We start from the raw sequence: 17,369 nt of genomic DNA, 5'->3' as shown, positions 1-17,369 counted from the left end.
CGCCCCGACTCCGTCCGCGTCGGCGCGCGTCCCGGGACGCCGCTCGGAACGGCGTACCGGGACGCGTTGCGTGCTCGCCTATACGCCGGAGGACGGAGTGACGGATGCTGCGTCCTCATCGTCCGTCTTCGCTCCGGCGGGGACCGGCAGCTTCGAGGGCAGCCCGCTCGACAGCATGAGCCCGAGCACCGTGAGGACGAACACGAAGAACAGCGACTGCCGCAGCGACTCGACCTGCGTGTCGGCGTAGAGCTGGGCGATCTCGGTGGCTGATTCGGGGTCGGCGCCGGCATCCGTCAGCAGGTCCTCGGCCTGCTGCTGCGAGATGATCGGCGCCCCCTTCGAGGCTGTGGCGACGACCTGCTGCTGGATGTCGGACGGGATGGTCGTGCTCTGCTCCACCGCCGCGGTGAAGCCCGACGTGAGCAGCAGGATGAACACCGAGCCGACGATCGCCGTGCCGAACGACGAGCCGAGGTTCTGGAACGTGCCCTGGAGGCCGCCGACCTCGGACGTGTCGGACTGCGACACCGCCGACATGTTGACGTTGCCGAGCTGCGACGCGAGCAGGCCGAAGCCCGCGCCGACCACGAACATGCCGGCGGCGAATGCGAAGTCGGCGAGCTCGGGCTGGACCGCGAGGAACACCACGAGCACGCCGAGGCCCAGCGTGAGCTGCCCGATGCGGCCGATGTTCTGGGCCGAGCGCACGGTCGAGAGCCGCGACCCGAGGATCGAGAACAGGATGAGCCCGAGCGACAGCGGCAGGATCTTGAGGCCCGTCTGCAGGGCGTCGTAGCCGAGGATCGTCTGCAGGTACACCGGCACGACGAAGAACAGCGCGGCGATCGCGAAGTACTGCGCCATGAACATCGTCAGGCCGCTGCGCAGCGCTGTGATCCGCAGCAGGCTCACCTTCAGCAGCGGCACGCGGCCGGTCCGCTCGAGCCGCTGCTGCCGCTTCACGAACAGCCACAGCACCACGAGCGACAGCAGGATCAGGTACGCGACGGGCGAGATGCCGAGCGGGGCGAACGGCTGGCCGTTGATCACGGGCGGGTCGAGCGGCTGGAACCAGCCCCACGTCTTGGACTGCAGGATGCCGTAGACCAGCAGGCCCAGGCCCAGGGCCGAGAGCACGACGCTCAGCAGGTCGATGCGGAGCTTGCGGTCGCCGGGCACGTCCTTGATGCGCCCCGAGACGATGAGCACGAGGGTCATCACGACCGCTTCGGCGACGAAGACGTACCGCCAGGACGAGTAGGTGGTGACGAGACCGCCGATGAGCGGGCCGGCTGCCGCGGCGCCGCCGGTGACCGCGCCGAGCACGGCGAACGCGACGACGCGCTCGCGGCCCGTGTAGTTGATCGCCGCGAGGGCGGCGATCGCGGGGATGACGAGCACCGCGCCGAGGCCTTCGACGAGCGACCAGCCGAGCATGAGGACCGTCAGGTTCGGCGCGAGCGCCGTGGTCAGCGAGCCGATGCCGTACACGACCGACCCGATGCGGAAGGCCATGCTGCGGCCCCAGCGGTCGCCGAGCTTGCCGCCCGTGAGCATGAACGCCGCCATCGTCAGCGCGTAGAACGTGATGGCGGCCTGCATGCCCGAGATGTCGGTGCCGAGGTCATGCGCGACAGTCGAGATCGAGACGTTCATCACCGTGCTGTCGAGCACCATGATGAACTGCGAGACACTCAGCAGGATGAGCACGAACCATTTCCCCATGCGCGAACAGTAGCGCTCGCCGCGGCGGCCGGACGCACGTGTTGCATGGACGCGCGGACGTAGACTCTGCCCATGGCGCGGGACCTGTGGCGTGCGGCGACCCGCACGGACCTGCAGGGTCTTCCCGCCGACGTCGCGCCGCGCCTGCTCGGCGCCCGGCTCACGACCGTCGTCGAGGGCGAGACGGTGGCCGTGCGGCTCACCGAGGTCGAGGCGTACCACGGTCGCGGGACCGGGCCGGTCCCCGATCCGGGCTCGCACGCCCGCATGGGGCAGACCGCGCGCAACGCGACGATGTGGGGCGAACCCGGGCACCTGTACGTGTACCTCAGTCACGGCATCCACTCGTGCGTGAACGTCGTGTGCGGTCCCGAGGGGGTCGCCGGCGGAGTCCTGTTGCGGGCGGGCCAGGTGATCGAGGGGACGGATGCTGCGACCCGCCGCCGACCGGCGGCGCGCACACCGCGCGACCTGGCGCGCGGACCCGGTCGGTTCGGCGACGCGGTGGGGCTGCGGCATCCGCGGCACGACGGCATCGACGCGATCACCGGTGCGCCGCTGCACGGCGCCGTGGCACGCCTGGAGCTGCTCGCCGACCCGCTCGCCGAGGTGGCGTCGGGGCCGCGTGTCGGCGTCGCAGGCGTGGCCGGTACCGCCGTGTTCCCGTGGCGCTACTGGGTCCCCGGCGAGCCGACCGTGTCGCCGTTCCGCTGGGGTCGCGGCGCGCGCGAGGTCAGCGAAGGGCCTGAAGCGCAGGTCCTGTGACCCACCGTTCGTTGAGCGAGCGAGGAACGAGCGAGACGAAACGCCGGAGCGCGCCGCAGACCCCGCGTCCCGTGCGGGTCAGCGAAGCGACGTGACCGCGACGACGGTCGTGCGCAGCGCCTTCATGTTCTTCTCGTAGCGGGCGGCCATGAAGATGAGCAGCGCGCCGCCCAGGCCGAGCCACAGCCACCACGGCACCGCGACGTACGTGGTGGAGATCCACGGCCACAGCTGGGCGACTCCGTGCACGACCAGCACCGCCGAGCCGAGCAGCAGAGGTGCCTGCAGCCGATAGATCGCGCCGACCACGACCATCGCGATCGCGACGACGCCGAGCGAGACGACGCGCCAGAGCTCGGGCTGGCCCAGCCACCCCGCTTCGGCGGCAACGCCAGGTTGGGACCCCGCGAAGTCGGTCAGCAGCGACGGCACGGTCAGCAGCGCCAGCCACGGGCCGAGCGTCGGCCACGTGCGCGACGCCGGTTCGCGCCGCAGCGTGCGCACCCCGTACGCGATGCCGCCGAGCGCCGGCGGCACCGTGACGAGTTCGATGGGGCGCACGTCCCCGATCGTGAGCGCCAGGATGCCGAAGCCCGCGCCGGCGATCGCCGCGGCGATCACGAGGGCCAGTCCGAGCCGGGCGCGTGCGGCCGTGCCGACGACGGTGGCCGCCGTCAGCGCCGCCATCACCGCGGCCGTCCGGAGCTCGTCGCCCGTCTGCTGCACGAGCAGCAGCTGCAGCTCGGCGAGAGCGAACAGCACCGATGCGACCGCGAAGCCCGCGCCGGCGGTGAGGCCGACCGCGCGCGACGGCGTCGCGCGGAGTGCGGCCAGTGCGATGACGCCCGCGATCCCCGCCCCTGCCACGGCCCACAGGTCGGGCTCGAGGCCGCCGGCGGGTGCGATCTCGAGGAACCGCACGCCGCACGCGACCACTGCGACCACGAGTCCACCCACGGCCAGCACGCCGCCGAGCGGCGCCCAGCGCCGGAGCCCCAGCACCGAGGCGCCCGCGACGCCGAGCACGCCGCCGATGACGGCGGTGACGGTGGTGAGCACGAGATCAGCCTCGGGGCGTGTGAGCGACATCGCGACGAGGACGGCGGTCCCGGCGCCGGCGAGGACGGCCGCGCCGCGGGCGGCGGCGTCGGCCGATCCGCGCGCCGTCAGCAGGACGGCCACCGCGACGACGCCGAGGCCCGCGAGGATCGCCGCGGCGGCGTCGCCCTCGACGGCCGGCGGGACGAGCCCACGAAGCCCCATCAGGACGGCGGCGAACCCGAGCAGCATCGCCGTCGGGGTGCGCAGCGACCAGATGTCCATGAACCGCGGCGTCCGCGGCACGGACGGCGCGGCGGCTCCTTCGGGCAACGCTGCGTACGCCGGCGGCGCGACGGGCTGCACGGGCGATCCCGCGGGCGGAGCGTAGGCGGAGAGCTGCGCGGACGGGGCGTTCGTCGCGAACGGTCCAGGCGGGATCGGCGGTACCGCGCCCCTTACGGGCGCCGGCGACGCGGTGACCTGCGCCGGCGACGGTGGGGCCGCCGCGGTGGCGGGCTCCGTATCGGCCGGCGCCTCGCGCGCGGGCTCGCGCAGCGCTGCCACTCCGGCCGCCGCCGCGAGGGTGAGCGCGAGGTACGCCCAGACGCGCACGGGCTCGGCCGCGACCAGGAGGCTCGGCGCAGTGGCGAGCACCAGACCCACGATCCACGCGGGGCCCTCCGCTCCGGGCCAGACATCGCCGGCCCGTCGACGCCGGAGCATGCCGAGCACGGCTCCGATGAGACACATCGCGGCGACGGGGAGCGATACCGCCTCGACCTCGGTGGCCGCCCCCAGGAACCAGCCCGCGGCGCCGACGGCGAAGGCTCCCGCGAGCGAGATCCAGCGGGTCGTGCCGGTCAGCGGAAGGCGGTCCAGCCCCGCGGCGGCGAGGTGCAGTGCGGCGAGCATGATGATCGTCCCGGCGACGATGCGCGGCTCGTCGGCGAGCGGCATGATCGCGACGATCGCCGCGATGAGGGCGGCCGGGGGCACGATGAGTGCGTAGAGCCCAGACGCCAGACGGCTCGGCCGGGCGAGGGTCGCACCCCAGCCCGACGCGTACGCGACGGCGACCAGCAGCACGAGCCAGAGCACCTGCCAGTCGGGCCCTTCGAACGCGCGCTCGACGGCGACCAGCCCGATCGCGATCACCGCGACGGCGGCTCCGAGAGGAGCGGCGGGACGGATGCTGCGCACCGGCGTGAACGACAGCGCCAGGCACACCGCCACGGCGACGAGGGCGATGATCACGCCGCGCAGCGGCTCCCCGGTCCACCCCTCGACGGCGGGCGCCCACAGCCCGAGCGCGAGTCCGCCGGCGAGGGCGATGCTCGCCTCGACGCGGCGGCGCAGCCGCACCAGCAGAGCGGCGAACACCACGAGCACCACGGCGGACGGCACCACGTACGACTCCACCGTGAAGTACGTCTCGGGTGTTCCGGCGTCGAGCCATGTCCACCACGCCGCGATCGCGGCGACGACCGCCGGCCATGCCAGCAGGCGGCGCGGGGCGTCGAGGAGCGGCATCCCGTCACGCGTCGTCGCGAAGCGATCGTCGGCAGGATCTGCCGAGATCGTCCCCACCCACCCGCGGGAGACGGATGCCGCGGCGAAGCCGACGGCGATCATCGCGACTGCGGCCCATACGAGCAGAGGAGTCACCGGCCACACCACGACGAGCACCGTGAGGGCCGCGCCGAGATCGGCGGCGAGCCTGCGGAGCACGCGATCCGTCGGGCGCGGTCGCGGAGGTACGGGGGCGATGTCGGCGGGCCACTGCGAGACGGGGGCAGGTGGAGCGTCGGAGGTGCGGCGCCGGAACACGGTGGCCGCCGAGACGAGCGGCACGACCACCGCGGCGGCGGTGAGGGCGAGCGGCGCCCAGTCCGTCGAGCGCAGCTCGAGGGTGCCGAGCACGTCGTACGCCGTCGCGGCGGCGACGGGCGCCGTCAGGGCCGCGGCCAGGATCGTGGCCACCCCGGAGATGCGGGTGAGGCCGAAGGCGACGATCGTCAGACCCGTGAGCAGCAGTGCTCCGCGCGCGATGCCGAGACCGGGCTCGCCGATCGCAGTCAGCAGGACGTTCTCGGAGAGGGCGGCGGGGTTCATCGCCACCGCCGAGAAGGTGCCGGCCAGCCCGATCGCGGCGAGGACCTCGCCGGCTACGGCCAGCCCGGTGCGGCTCGCCCGTTCGACCGGGAGCGCGACGGCCGCGACCAGCGTCGCAAGAGCGACCCACTGCAGCAGCACCGCGATGACGGGCGTCGCCTCGCCGTACAGTCCTGTCACCGCGGATGTCGCCCCCGCGGCGAGCGGAGTGGACAGGGCGGCGACGGCCACCGGAGCGAGTGCCGCCGCCACCGCTGCCACCCCGATCGGGCGCAGGGCCAGCCGTAGCGCGATCGGGTACGCCATCGCGACGGCGACCCCGACGAGCCACAGCCACGGCGTCGCCACCCCGCCCGCGTAGGCGGTCGCGGCGGCGAGTCCGCCGGCGATCAGGTACCCCACCGGGACTCCGCGTGCCATGAGGCCGGCGTCGGGTTCGGGCGCGGCGCCGGCGTCATCGACGCGTCGGCGAGCGCGGTTCCGCAGGATCGCAACGACGACGACGGTGACGACGACCAGCGCGACGGAGACCCCGACGAGCACGCCGGGCACCGCCGTGCGCGCGCCCGCGACCAGCAGCAGGATCGTCGCCACCACCGGCACGAGCTCGCGCAGCACCGGGCGGGCCAGTGTGGGAGCGGCGAACAGCAGGCCTGTGACGACGACGGCGGCGATCACCGCGAGCAGCGGGGCCTCGGGGGCCTCGACAGGCACGGCGAAGGCATCCGTGCGCCACGCCGTCCAGGAGGCGCCGATGACGGTGATGGCCTGCACACCCCAGCCGAGCGCGACGGCGATGATCGACAGCCCGGCGACGAACGCCGATGCGATCGCCGCCGGCACCCATGCGGCTGTGCCGCGCCGGCTGCGCACGACGTCGATGGCGACGGCGACGAGCACGGCGAGCACGGGGCCGACCAGCACGCTGTAGACCGGGAGGTCGCTGCGCAGAGCCAGCTGCCAGCCTGCGAGACCCGCAGCCGCCGTCGCGACCACCGAGGCGACGCCCGAGACAACGGCGGCGGCGGGCAGGCGAGCGCCGTCGACCGGTCGATGGGCGAGCCACGCGTGCGCGGCGCCGAGCACGACGAGCCCGATGCTCGACCAGATCACGACCGGCAGCGCGTCCGCGGTCAGGAACGCCGCGGTGAGACCCGCGCCGACCAGGGCGCCCACCCCGCTGAGCGCGAGCACCAGACGCTCGGCCGCGTGGTCCTCGCCGCGCCGCGCCGACGACCAGGGCGCGGGAAGCGCGTGCACCAGCCCGCCGGCGGCGGCGCCGAGCAGGCCCGCAGTGAGGGCTTCCTCGGGCGGCAGCGACGTCAGTCCGCCCACGAGGAATCCGAGGCCCGCGGGAAAGGCGAGCGAGGCGGCGAGGTCGGGTCCGCGAAGATGCGACACCCGCGCCCACAGGCGGCAGATCACCGCGACGACGAGAGCGGACACCCCCGCATACAGAGCGGCGTCGGTCGACCCGGTGCCGAACAGGTCGTTCGCCCGCACGGCCCACGCGTCCAGCGCGAGCAATCCCACACCGAGCGCGCCGATGCCCTCGGCCGTCGCCCCCAGATCGCGGCGGCGCAGCCACGAGGCCAGCGCGATCGTCGCGAGCGTGATGCCGCCGATAATGAGCGCGCGCACCGCGATGCCCCACAGGAACCACGCCAGCAGCAGGAAGAACACGGCGGCGATGCCGACCAGCGACACGCCGACGATGAGCAGCAGCACCGGAACGGTCAGCCGGCGGCGGGGAGCGGATGCCGCCACCACGACCGGTGCGGACGGTCCAGGCCCCTGCGGCACCGAAGCGGCCGGTGCGGGCGGCTTCGGGGGCACGACGATCTCGGGTGCCGTCGTCGCGGGCGCCGCGGTGGTGGACTCCGGCACGGTGACGAGCTCGAGCGCGTCGGGCGCCGTGAGGGAAGCGCCCTCCGCTGCGGGCTCGGCGACGACGGCGATGGCGCCGGTCGGTGGGGCCGAGGCGCTGAGCATCGCGTCGGCGGCGGGCGCCAGATGCACGGCGACGCCGGCGTCGGCGACGGCCTCGGCCGCGACGAGCTCCGGCGGGCCCGCGAGCGTTGCGGGCGCAGCATCCGGTCTCGCCACGGCTGCCGTCGCGTGTGCGAGCCGGATCTTGTCCATCAGCCGCTGACGCGACAGCTCGAGCGTGAGCATCTCGCGGCCGAGCTCCAGCACGCGCGGTGCGCGCGGGTCGGTCAGTGCGAAGCCGCACGCGGGGCACACCTGCGCCGTGACCGCGGTGAAGCACGACGGGCACCGGTGCGCGTCGGCGAGATCGAAGGGAGACGCAGGCCACAGGGGTCCGTCGTCGTGCGTTGCGCTCATGTCCATCCCCTCTCCCGGGATTGACGACATGGTCCACCCGGATCCGCCGCGTGCGCGAGAATTTGTAGACAGGCACACGCCCCTCGGCGCCCCAGGCCCCTCGCATTGGACCAGGTGTCAGGAGAGATTCCTGCCCCGGAATATAGCGGTGCGCGCGCGGATCGCCCCGCAGCCTCGGCGTGTGGAGGCCGAACCGGGCCGCGTCAAGTGCGACACGCCGTCCGTGCTAGACTGACTCTTTGTCTGCGCGCCTCCAGCACGCAGTACGTATCCCACACCAGTTCGCGGGCCTTCACCGGCCGGATCCGGCGCGGGGTGCAGACAAGGGATCTTGGGTGAGGCCGTCCGGCCTCACGGTACTAAGGAGACATCACTATGGCAGCAGTGTGCCAGGTGACTGGAGCAGTTCCCGGCTTCGGTCACAACATCTCGCACTCGCACCGCCGGACGAAGCGCCGCTTCGACCCGAACGTGCAGAAGAAGACCTACTTCGTTCCGTCGCTGGGTCGCAACATCAAGCTGAACGTTTCGGCCAAGGGCATCAAGGTCATCGACGCTCGCGGCATCGAGGCGGTCGTGCGTGACCTCCAGGCGAAGGGTGTGAAGCTCTAATGGCCAAGAAGGCACAGGACGTCCGTCCGATCATCAAGCTGCGTTCGACCGCGGGCACGGGCTACACCTACGTGACGCGCAAGAACCGCCGCAACAACCCCGACCGCATCGTGCTCAAGAAGTACGACCCGGTCATCCGCAAGCACGTCGATTTCCGAGAGGAGCGTTGATCCATGGCTAAGAAGAGCAAGATCGCGCGCAACAAGCAGCGCCAGGAGGTCGTCGACCGCTACGCCGCCAAGCGCCTTGAGCTGAAGAAGGCGCTCGTTTCGCCGACGTCGACCGACGAGGAGCGCGAAGCCGCTCGCGTGGGCCTGCAGAAGCTGCCCCGCAACGCGTCGCCGGTCCGCCTGCGCTCGCGCGACGTCATCGACGGCCGCCCCCGCGGTGTCCTCACGAAGTTCGGCATCTCGCGTGTCCGCTTCCGTGACATGGCGCACCGTGGCGAGCTGCCCGGCGTGACCAAGTCAAGCTGGTAACACTTCGACAGGCTCAGTGACCGCTGAGCTCGTCCGGAAGGCCCGGAGTTCCTCGGAACTGCGGGCCTTCTGCATTTCTTCTCGACATCACGCATCGTGATGTGTATCGTTACAAATCGCTTCACCCCGATGTTTCGAAGGAGAAACCGTGCCCGACCTCCGCGCCCGCGCCGTCGTCGACCTGGACGTCCCCGGTCCGGTCATCAGCCGCCACCTCTACGGCCACTTCGCCGAGCACCTGGGGCGCTGCATCTACGGCGGCTTCTACGTCGGCGAGGACTCGTCGATCCCCCACGAGCGCGGCATCCGACTCGACGTCGTCGAGGCGCTGAAGGGCATCGGCATCCCGAACCTCCGCTGGCCGGGCGGCTGCTTCGCCGACGAGTACCACTGGCGCGACGGGATCGGCCCGAAGGAGTCGCGGCCGCGCATGGTCAACACCCACTGGGGCGACGTCGTCGAGAACAACCACTTCGGCACGCACGAGTTCATGGACCTGTGCGAGATGCTCGGCGCCGACGCGTACGTCAGCGGCAACGTCGGCAGCGGCAGCGTGCAGGAGATGAGCGACTGGGTCGAGTACCTCACGCGCGACGGCGACAGCCCGATGGCGAGCCTGCGCCGCGAGAACGGGCGCGACGAGCCGTGGAAGGTGCCGTTCTGGGGCATCGGCAACGAGGCCTGGGGCTGCGGCGGCAACTTCACGGCTCCGCAGTTCGCGTCCGAGGCGCGTCGCTACGCGACCTTCTGCCGCGACCACGGCGACAACAAGCTCTACCGCATCGCCGCCGGCGCGTCCGATGACGACGTGACCTGGACGACGGCGCTGATGGAGGCGCTCAACTGCCTCGGCTGCCAGCGCGACCCGAAGAACATCTTCCAGGCGATCTCGTTCCACTACTACACGCTCGCCGGCACGTGGGAGCACAAGGGCAGCGCCACGTCGTTCTCCACAGAGGACTACTACGCGACGATGTCGAAGGCGCAGGACATCGAGCGCGTCATCAGCGCGCACGCCCGGATCATGGACGCGTACGACCCGGGCCGCAAGGTCGGGCTCGTGCTCGACGAGTGGGGCACGTGGTGGGACGTCGAGGAGGGCACCAACCCCGGGTTCCTCTACCAGCAGAACACCGTGCGCGACGCCCTCGTGGCGGCCGTCCACTTCGACGCGTTCCACCGCAACGCCGACCGCCTCGTGATGGCGAACATCGCCCAGACGGTGAACGTCTTGCAGGCGATGCTGCTGACGGATGCCGAGACCGGCGCTCTCGTGCTCACGCCGACGTATCACGTGTTCGAGATGAACCGCGGCCACCACGACGCCACGTCGCTCGCCGTCCACGTCCTCGATGCCCCCGACGCCCGCGAGGCGGACGGCCGCTCGCTGCAGGTGGTGTCGGCGTCGGCCAGCACGACCGGCTCGACGGCGCTGCTCTCGCTGAGCAACCTCGACGCCGAGGCATCCCTCACCATCGAGGTCGACCTCCGCGGCCGCGCGGTGTCGGCCGCGACGGCCCGCGTGCTCACGGGCGACTCCGCCGCCGCGCACAACACGGCCGAGGCCCCCGAGGCCGTAGCGCCGGTCGCGCTGGACACCGAGCTGGACGGCGGCACGCTGCGGGTCACGCTGCCGGCGCACTCGTTCGCGACGGTGTCGCTGGAGCTGGCCTGACGGCCGGGCCGACGGCCCACGGATAGAGTTCAGCAATGGCCACCCTGCACGACGTCGCCAAGGCCGCCGGCGTCTCGCCGATGACCGTGTCGAACGTGCTCAACAAGCACCCGCACGTGCGGGCCGAGACGCGTGAGCGCGTGCTCAAGGCGATCGACGACCTCGGCTATCGCGTGAACGTCGCGGCGCGCAACCTGCGCGCGGGGCGCACCAACACGATCGGGTTCGCCGTGCCGGAGGTCGACCGGCCGTACTTCGCCCAACTCGCGGCGCGCGTCATCGCGAAGGCGCAGGACGCGGGATACCGCGTCGTGATCGAGCAGACCGGCGCCGACCGCGAGAACGAGCTGTCGGCCATCGTCTCGTCGCGCACCCGCATGTACGACGGGCTCATCCTGTCGGCCGTCGGCCTCGGCACCGCCGACCGCGACCTGCTCACGACGGACGTGCCGATGGTGATCCTGGGCGAGAGCGTCTTCGACTCGCCCGTGGACCACATCGCCCTGCCCAACGAGGACGGCACGTACGCCGCGACGCTGCACCTGATCGACCGGGGGTGCCGGCGCATCGCGATGGTCGAGGGCGACGACGTGAGCCGCCTCAGCGTCACGTCGCTGCGACACGCGGGATACCGTCGGGCACTCGAGGAGCGGGGCATCGAGCCGGACCCTGCGCTGGTCGTCGAGCTGCGCGAGCTGTCGTCCGAGTCCGGACGCCTCGCGGCGCACGGACTGGTCGACGGCGACGGGGGTATCGACGGTGTGGTGTGCATCACCGACACCGTCGCGCTGGGCGTCATCCGCGGGCTCGCCGATCGCGGCGTTTCGGTCCCCGGCGACGTGAAGGTGGTCGGCTTCGACGACATCCTCGAGGCCCGGTACAGCGTGCCGAGCCTCACCACCATCGACCCCGACCACGACGAGGTCGCCCGGCTCGCGGTCGACCTCCTGCTCGCCCGTCTGGCGGACGCGCCGGACTGGCAGCCCAAGGAGCACGTGACCGGGTTCCGCGTCGTCGCGCGCGAGTCGACCGGATGAGCCCGCCATGAGGGTTCGGTACCGGCTCTAGACCGGTTGTAACGATACAGGTAGCATTCAGTCCACTTCCGCTGGTCGAAGGAGATCACGTGACACTCATCGAAGAGAGGCCGCAGACCGACACACGGGTCCTCGTGACGGCGGGAAGGCGCATGTCGCGATGGCTGCGCCAGCCGGTCGGCAGCCATGGCCCCGTCTACCGCGCCGATCGGGTGCGGATCAGCCTGTTCCTCGTGCCGATGATCATCGTGTTCATCGTGCTGTTCGCGATCCCGCTGGCGCAGTCGCTGTGGTGGAGCTTCACGGACTTCAACGGATACTCGTCGGACGCGCAGTTCGTCGGGGTCCGCAACTACGCGAACGTCTTCACGGACCCCTCGATGCTGGCGGGCCTGAGCTTCACGATCCTGTTCACGCTCGCCACGACGATCATCATCACGGCGCTCGCCATCCCGCTGGCCGTCGTCCTCGATCGGGCGTTCTTCGGCCGCAACGCCGTGCGCGCCATCTTCTTCTTCCCCGCCATTCCGTCGGTCGCGATCCTCGGGCTGGTGTGGGGCTTCATCCTCAACCCGCTGGGATCGGGAGCCCTCAACTCGCTGCTCATGTCGATCGCCGGCATCGGGCCGATCCCGTGGCTGTCGAACAGCACGCTGGCGCAGATCAGCGTGATCGCCGTCGCGGTGTGGACCTCGACCGGCTGGCACGCCATCCTCTACCTCGCCTACCTGCAGTCGATCCCCGGCGACTACTACGAGGTCGCTCGCATCGACGGCGCGTCGGGACTCCAGCGCTTCTTCTACATCACGCTTCCGCTGCTGCTGCCGGCGATGACGGTGAGCTGGCTGCTGCTGATGACGGGCGGGCTCAAGGTCTACGACCTGCCGATCACGCTGACCAAGGGCGGCCCCGGGTTCTCGACCTTCACGATCACCCAGACGATCATCCAGAACGGCGTCTCGCAGGCGAAGTACGGTCAGGCGTCCGCGCTCGCGGTGATCTTCATGATCGCGGTGGGAGCGATCGTCGCCCTGCAGCTCTTCCTCTCCCGCCGCCTCGAGGGGAGGTTCTCATGAGCGTCCGCGAAGCCGCCGTGCCCGCAGCATCCGTTCCTGCGCTCAAGGTGCGCCGTCGTGAACGCGTGCTGTCGCGCCCGGGCGCGATCGTCACGAGCCTCGTCATGATCCCGCTCGCCGTGCTGGTGGGGCTGCCGTTCTACTACCTGGTCATCAACACGCTCAAGACGCAGGCCGAGACCACGGCCTCTCCGCTGGCCCTGCCGGCCACGTTCAACCTCGACAACTACATCCGCGTGTTCACCGAGATCCCCGTCGCGCAGGCGTTCCTCAACACGCTGTACGTGACGGTCGCCTCGATCCTGCTCATGCTGCTGATCGGGTCCATGGCCGCGTTCTCGGTCATCATGCGGACGTCGCGGCTGATGGTCGTGCTGCTGGTGATCGCGTTCCTCGTGCCCGGCCAGGTGACCCTGATCCCGCTGTACCGGCTGCTGAGCGACGCGCGGCTCGTCGACACCCTCGAGGGGCTCATCATCCTCTACTCCGCGGGGGCGGTGTTCTGCTACTTCCTCATCGTCGGCTACATGCGGACTCTCCCCGGCGAGGTGATCGAGGCCGCGCGCATCGACGGCGCCGGGCCGTGGCAGATCTACTGGCGGATCGCCCTCCCGCTCATCCGGCCGATCCTGGTGACGGTCGGTGTCTTCCAGACGATGTGGGTCTGGAACGACTTCCTGCTGCCGGTCGTCTTCATCAGCTCGACCGAGAAGCAGACCCTCGTCCTGCAGACCTACAAGGCCGTCGGCGAGTTCACGACCGACTGGCCGATGTTCCTGACGCTCAGCGTGATCGTCCTGATCCCGATGGTGATCTTCTTCATCGCGATGCAGCGCCACATCGTGCGCGGCCTCATCGCGGGAAGCGTCAAGGGCTGAGATGCACCGCTCGCACGGCGGTACGCGCGGATGCTTCCGCAACCTGTAACGATACAACAACCGAAAGGCACAGCAATGACGCACACCTTGCCCTCCGCCCGCACGTCGATCCGGTTCGCCGCCGGCGCCGCCGCACTCGCCACGGCCGTGGCGCTGGCGGGCTGCTCAGGCGCACCGGCCGACGACCGGACGACCCTCACGTTCTTCTCGTGGTCGAACGAGGAGACCATGACGCCCGTGATCGAAGCCTTCGAGGAGGAGAACCCCGACATCCGCATCGAGTTCTCCTCGGCGCCGCCGGTCGCGGAGTACATCTCCACCCTGCAGAACCGCCTCGGCTCCAACACCGCCGCCGACGTGTTCCTCATCGCCGCCGAGAACAAGACGAACCTCATCGAGGGCGGATTCGTCGAGGACCTCAGCGACGAGCCGTTCATGGACGTCGCATCGGAGTTCAACACGGCGACCTACGCGGGTCCCGGCGGCGAGGCGTACGGACTGTCGATCTCGTCGTGGGCATCGGGCATCCTCTACAACGAGGACCTGCTCGCCGAGCACGGCTACGACGAGTTCCCGACGGACTGGGACTCGTTCGTCGAGATGCTCACCACGCTCAAGAGCGCGGGCGTCGTGCCGTTCCTCGAGTCGTGGCAGGGCTTCCCGACCTCGCTCGGCTCGGCGGTCGGCCTGGCGAACTTCGAGCAGGGCGGCGACGTCGACGCGCAGATCTTCGCGGGCGAGTCGACGTTCGAGGACCTGTGGACCGACCCGCTCACCCCGTGGGACGAGCTGATCGCCGACGGCGTGCTGAGCCCCGACATGGTCGGCCTGACGGGCGACCAGGTGCGGGACGAGTTCGTCGGCGGGCGCGTCGCGATGATCACGACCGGTCCGTGGGACGTCGGCACGATCCGCGAAGCCAACCCCGACATCAACTTCACGTTCGCCGGCGTGCCCCAGGAGGGCGGCGAGCCCTTCTTCACCGGCGCCGCGTCGCCCGGCTACGCCATCAACACCGCCGCCAAGGAGCCGGAGGCCGCGAAGAAGTTCCTGGAGTTCCTGGCCAGCGAGGACGGCGTGCGCATCTTCCAGGAGCAGACGAACGACATGACGACCACGTCGAACTACACCCCGACGATCGACGAGTCGCTCGAGGTGCCGTTCCAGGCCCTGCTCGACGGCAAGTTCTACCTGCCGATGATCTCGTGGCCCAAGTACCAGGACGCGCTGTACACCGAGCTGGTCGCGCAGATCCAGCTCATGGCGCAGGGTCAGGCCACTCCGGCCGACGTCGGGGCGGCCCTCGACGCCAAGCTCGCGCAGGAGTCCGGCGAGTAGGCGCAGCCGGCGCGAAGGCCCGGGGTTCTTCCGAACTCCGGGCCTTCCGCATTGTCAAGGACCGTGCCTGTCGCCGCCGCGGGGCGGGAGGATGGATCCATGCCGCTGGACCCGTTCTTCGAAGAGCGCCTGCGAGTGCACCGCAAGTACATGTTCGATCAGGCGATGAGCACCGTGAGGACCCGCCTCACCGCGCTCTGGCCGTTCAGTCGCGTGCCGGTCGTCCCCGCCGCGGCGTCCGTCGACGCGAACGCGAAGCCGGCGAAGAAGGCCAGATCCGGTCAGGACGTCGGCCCGCACGCCCGTGCCCGCGCCCGGCACCGTCGCGCGGCGCTCGCGTGGGACCGCACCGAGCTGAGCACCGTCGGCACACCCGGCCCGGAAGTCCGCATCACCGAGCACCACGTCCCGGTACCGGGGCATCCCGCCGTGCGCGTGCGGATCTACCACCCGTCGGTCGTGGGCGACGCGCCGGTGCCCGCCGTGCTGGCGTTCTTCGGCGGGGCCTTCCGTATCGGGGGCATCGACTATCCGACGACGGATGCCGCGTACCGCCGTCGCTGCGTCGACGCCCACGTGGCGATCGCCGCGGTCGACTACGCCCTCGCGCCCGAGCACCGCTATCCGGCGCAGGTCGAGCAGGGGTACGCGGCGCTGGAGTGGCTCTTCGCGTCCGCCGGCGAGGTCGGTGTGGACCCGAGCCGCATCGGGGTGCTGGGCATCTCGGCGGGCGGATGCCTCGCCGCCGCGGTGACCCTGCTCAACCGGGACCGTTCGCGGCATCAGCTCGGCGTGCAGGTGCTCGAGGTGCCCGTCGTCGACCTCACCGGCTCGCACATGGACCTCGGCGCCATGCGCGCCCTGCACATCCCGCGCTTCCTGACGGTGCGGGAGCTGCGGTCGGTCGCGCGGACCTATCTCGCCCGCCCGGCCGACGCCCGTGAGTCGTACGCCTCGCCGCTGCTCGCGGCCTCGCACGAAGGGCTGCCGCCCGCTGTCATCCTCACCGCCGAGTACGACCCGCTGCGCGGCGACGGCGACGCGTACGGCGCGGCGCTGCGCCGAGCCGGCGTCGACGCGAGCGTCGTGCGGTACCAGGGTGTGACCCACGACACCGCGATCTTCACGGGTGCACTGCCGGCGGCTCGTCGCTGGCATGACGACGTCGTGGCCGCGCTGCGGCGGCTGCACGCCTGAAGCACGGGAAAGGCCCGGGGCTCTTGCGAACCCCGGGCCGCTGCGTCCCACCGCGGACACCGGCCGGGACACCACCCGACCGCCGAACCACCAGATGGACTGGGAGCTCGACGACCGGGTGCTGTCGGCGCGGCGCCGGGGCGCAGCATCCGTCTACTGCGCTGCCTCCGTCTCAGGAGCCGCAGCCGTCTCGCGCACCTGGTGGCTGGTCGCCCACGCGAGGGCGTAGTCGGCGATCTCCTCCCACCCGTCCTGGCTCACCAGGCGGTGGGTGCGGCCCGCGTACTCCTTGTACTCGACGATCGCGGGGCTGCCGGTAGCGGCGTACTTCTTCACGACCGCCTTGCCGATCGCCGGCGGCACGACGTGGTCGATCTCACCGGTGATGATGAGCAGCGGCGCGCGGTCGGTGCGGCCGTAGTCGACGTGGGTGACGCCGCCCTTCTCGTTGAGCACCGATGCCACGCCCTCGAAGAAGACCCGGTTGTAGGAGTTGACCGCGTACTCCTCCCAGAGCTTGTCGGACTCGCTGCGCGGCAGGTCGTTGCCGAAGGTGAAGTGGAAGTGGCGCTTCGAGAGCGGCTTGGCGCCGTTCCGGCCGAACGGGTTCGACAGGATCGGCGTGCCGGTCCACAGAGTCGACAGCGGCAGCGTGGTGACGCCGGCGGTCTGTCCGGGGGCGACGCCCACGTAGGCGACGCCGAGGCCGCGGTCGGCGAGCATCTGGGTCAGGACTCCCCCGAAGGAGTGGCCGATGATGATCGGCTTCTCGGGGAGCTCGCGGATGATGCGCTCGTAGTTGTCGGCGATCTGCTTCAGGCCGATGCCCTTGAGCGCCTCGGGGTTGTTGCGGATGTCTTCGACCGTGCGGTCGTCGATTCCGGGCCAACCCGGCACGATGACCTGGTGGCCGGCGGCGCGGAAGCGCTCGGCCCAGGTGTCCCAGCTCTTGGGGGTCATCCAGAGGCCGTGGATGAGGACGATGGGGGTCTTGGTCGTGGTGTTCATTTCCTGCTCCTCGGTGGTGTCGTGCGGTGGTTTCGGTTGTGGTCTCAGGTTCCGGATCCTGGTGTGTCTCCGGCTGA

At 71.0% G+C, this 17,369-nt stretch carries 13 protein-coding genes; 10 read left to right on the top strand and 3 right to left on the bottom strand.

All coding sequences use genetic code 11. From position 1 onward, the window contains the following. Window positions 1-78: 78 nt before the first annotated feature. A complete protein-coding gene (locus ACFVSU_RS10945) occupies window positions 79-1,728 on the bottom strand; it encodes an MFS transporter (protein WP_387142245.1) in 1,650 nt (549 codons plus the stop codon). 72 nt (window positions 1,729-1,800) lie between these two features. Between ACFVSU_RS10945 and ACFVSU_RS10940 the strand changes: the two genes are divergently transcribed. Next, complete coding sequence (locus tag ACFVSU_RS10940) at window positions 1,801-2,493, top strand: DNA-3-methyladenine glycosylase (RefSeq protein WP_387142242.1); 693 nt, start codon at window positions 1,801-1,803, stop codon at window positions 2,491-2,493. 78 nt (window positions 2,494-2,571) lie between these two features. Here the strand turns inward: ACFVSU_RS10940 and ACFVSU_RS10935 are convergent, their stop codons facing one another. Further along, entirely contained in the window at window positions 2,572-7,992 is a 5,421-nt protein-coding gene (locus ACFVSU_RS10935; protein ID WP_387142239.1) for an SCO7613 C-terminal domain-containing membrane protein, read from the bottom strand. A gap of 375 nt (window positions 7,993-8,367) precedes the next feature. On the opposite strand from ACFVSU_RS10935, the gene rpmB reads away from it, so the two are divergent. The 9 genes from rpmB to ACFVSU_RS10890 all read left to right on the top strand — a co-directional run bounded on the left by rpmB (window position 8,368) and on the right by ACFVSU_RS10890 (window position 16,284). Further along, window positions 8,368-8,604 (top strand): 50S ribosomal protein L28, encoded by a 237-nt coding sequence (rpmB, locus tag ACFVSU_RS10930; protein ID WP_013584774.1) that lies wholly within the window; start codon window positions 8,368-8,370, stop codon window positions 8,602-8,604. After that, window positions 8,604-8,774 carry a 50S ribosomal protein L33 gene (gene rpmG / locus ACFVSU_RS10925; RefSeq protein ID WP_018173550.1) on the top strand — a complete coding sequence of 57 codons (171 nt, stop codon included), beginning with the start codon at window positions 8,604-8,606 and terminating at the stop codon, window positions 8,772-8,774. The genes rpmB and rpmG overlap by 1 nt, the downstream gene beginning before the upstream one ends. A gap of 3 nt (window positions 8,775-8,777) precedes the next feature. Next, on the top strand, window positions 8,778-9,083 hold the full coding sequence (gene rpsN / locus ACFVSU_RS10920) for a 30S ribosomal protein S14 (protein ID WP_018173549.1): 306 nt from the start codon (window positions 8,778-8,780) through the stop codon (window positions 9,081-9,083). A gap of 148 nt (window positions 9,084-9,231) precedes the next feature. After that, complete coding sequence (locus ACFVSU_RS10915) at window positions 9,232-10,758, top strand: alpha-N-arabinofuranosidase (RefSeq protein ID WP_387142233.1); 1,527 nt, start codon at window positions 9,232-9,234, stop codon at window positions 10,756-10,758. A 35-nt stretch (window positions 10,759-10,793) separates the two neighbouring features. After that, a complete protein-coding gene (locus ACFVSU_RS10910; protein WP_387142230.1) occupies window positions 10,794-11,795 on the top strand; it encodes a LacI family DNA-binding transcriptional regulator in 1,002 nt (333 codons plus the stop codon). Between the two features lie 89 nt (window positions 11,796-11,884). Then, window positions 11,885-12,871 carry a carbohydrate ABC transporter permease gene (locus ACFVSU_RS10905; protein ID WP_387142227.1) on the top strand — a complete coding sequence of 329 codons (987 nt, stop codon included), beginning with the start codon at window positions 11,885-11,887 and terminating at the stop codon, window positions 12,869-12,871. Further along, window positions 12,868-13,749: a carbohydrate ABC transporter permease gene (locus ACFVSU_RS10900; RefSeq protein WP_387142224.1), complete on the top strand. Its 882-nt coding sequence runs from the start codon at window positions 12,868-12,870 to the stop codon at window positions 13,747-13,749. The genes ACFVSU_RS10905 and ACFVSU_RS10900 overlap by 4 nt, the downstream gene beginning before the upstream one ends. Before the next feature lie 75 nt (window positions 13,750-13,824). Further along, on the top strand, window positions 13,825-15,087 hold the full coding sequence (locus ACFVSU_RS10895) for an ABC transporter substrate-binding protein (protein ID WP_387142222.1): 1,263 nt from the start codon (window positions 13,825-13,827) through the stop codon (window positions 15,085-15,087). 99 nt (window positions 15,088-15,186) lie between these two features. Beyond that, window positions 15,187-16,284: an alpha/beta hydrolase gene (locus tag ACFVSU_RS10890; protein WP_387142219.1), complete on the top strand. Its 1,098-nt coding sequence runs from the start codon at window positions 15,187-15,189 to the stop codon at window positions 16,282-16,284. Between the two features lie 153 nt (window positions 16,285-16,437). Here ACFVSU_RS10890 and ACFVSU_RS10885 read toward each other — a convergent pair whose 3' ends face one another. Continuing rightward, complete coding sequence (locus ACFVSU_RS10885) at window positions 16,438-17,292, bottom strand: alpha/beta hydrolase (protein ID WP_387142216.1); 855 nt, start codon at window positions 17,290-17,292, stop codon at window positions 16,438-16,440. Between the last annotated feature and the right edge of the window lie 77 nt (window positions 17,293-17,369).

The sequence above is a fragment of the Microbacterium sp. NPDC058062 genome (genome assembly GCF_042885375.1).
In the GTDB taxonomy this organism is placed as follows: Bacteria; Actinomycetota; Actinomycetes; order Actinomycetales; family Microbacteriaceae; genus Microbacterium; species Microbacterium trichothecenolyticum_C.
This window is presented reverse-complemented; position numbering and strand designations above follow the sequence as displayed.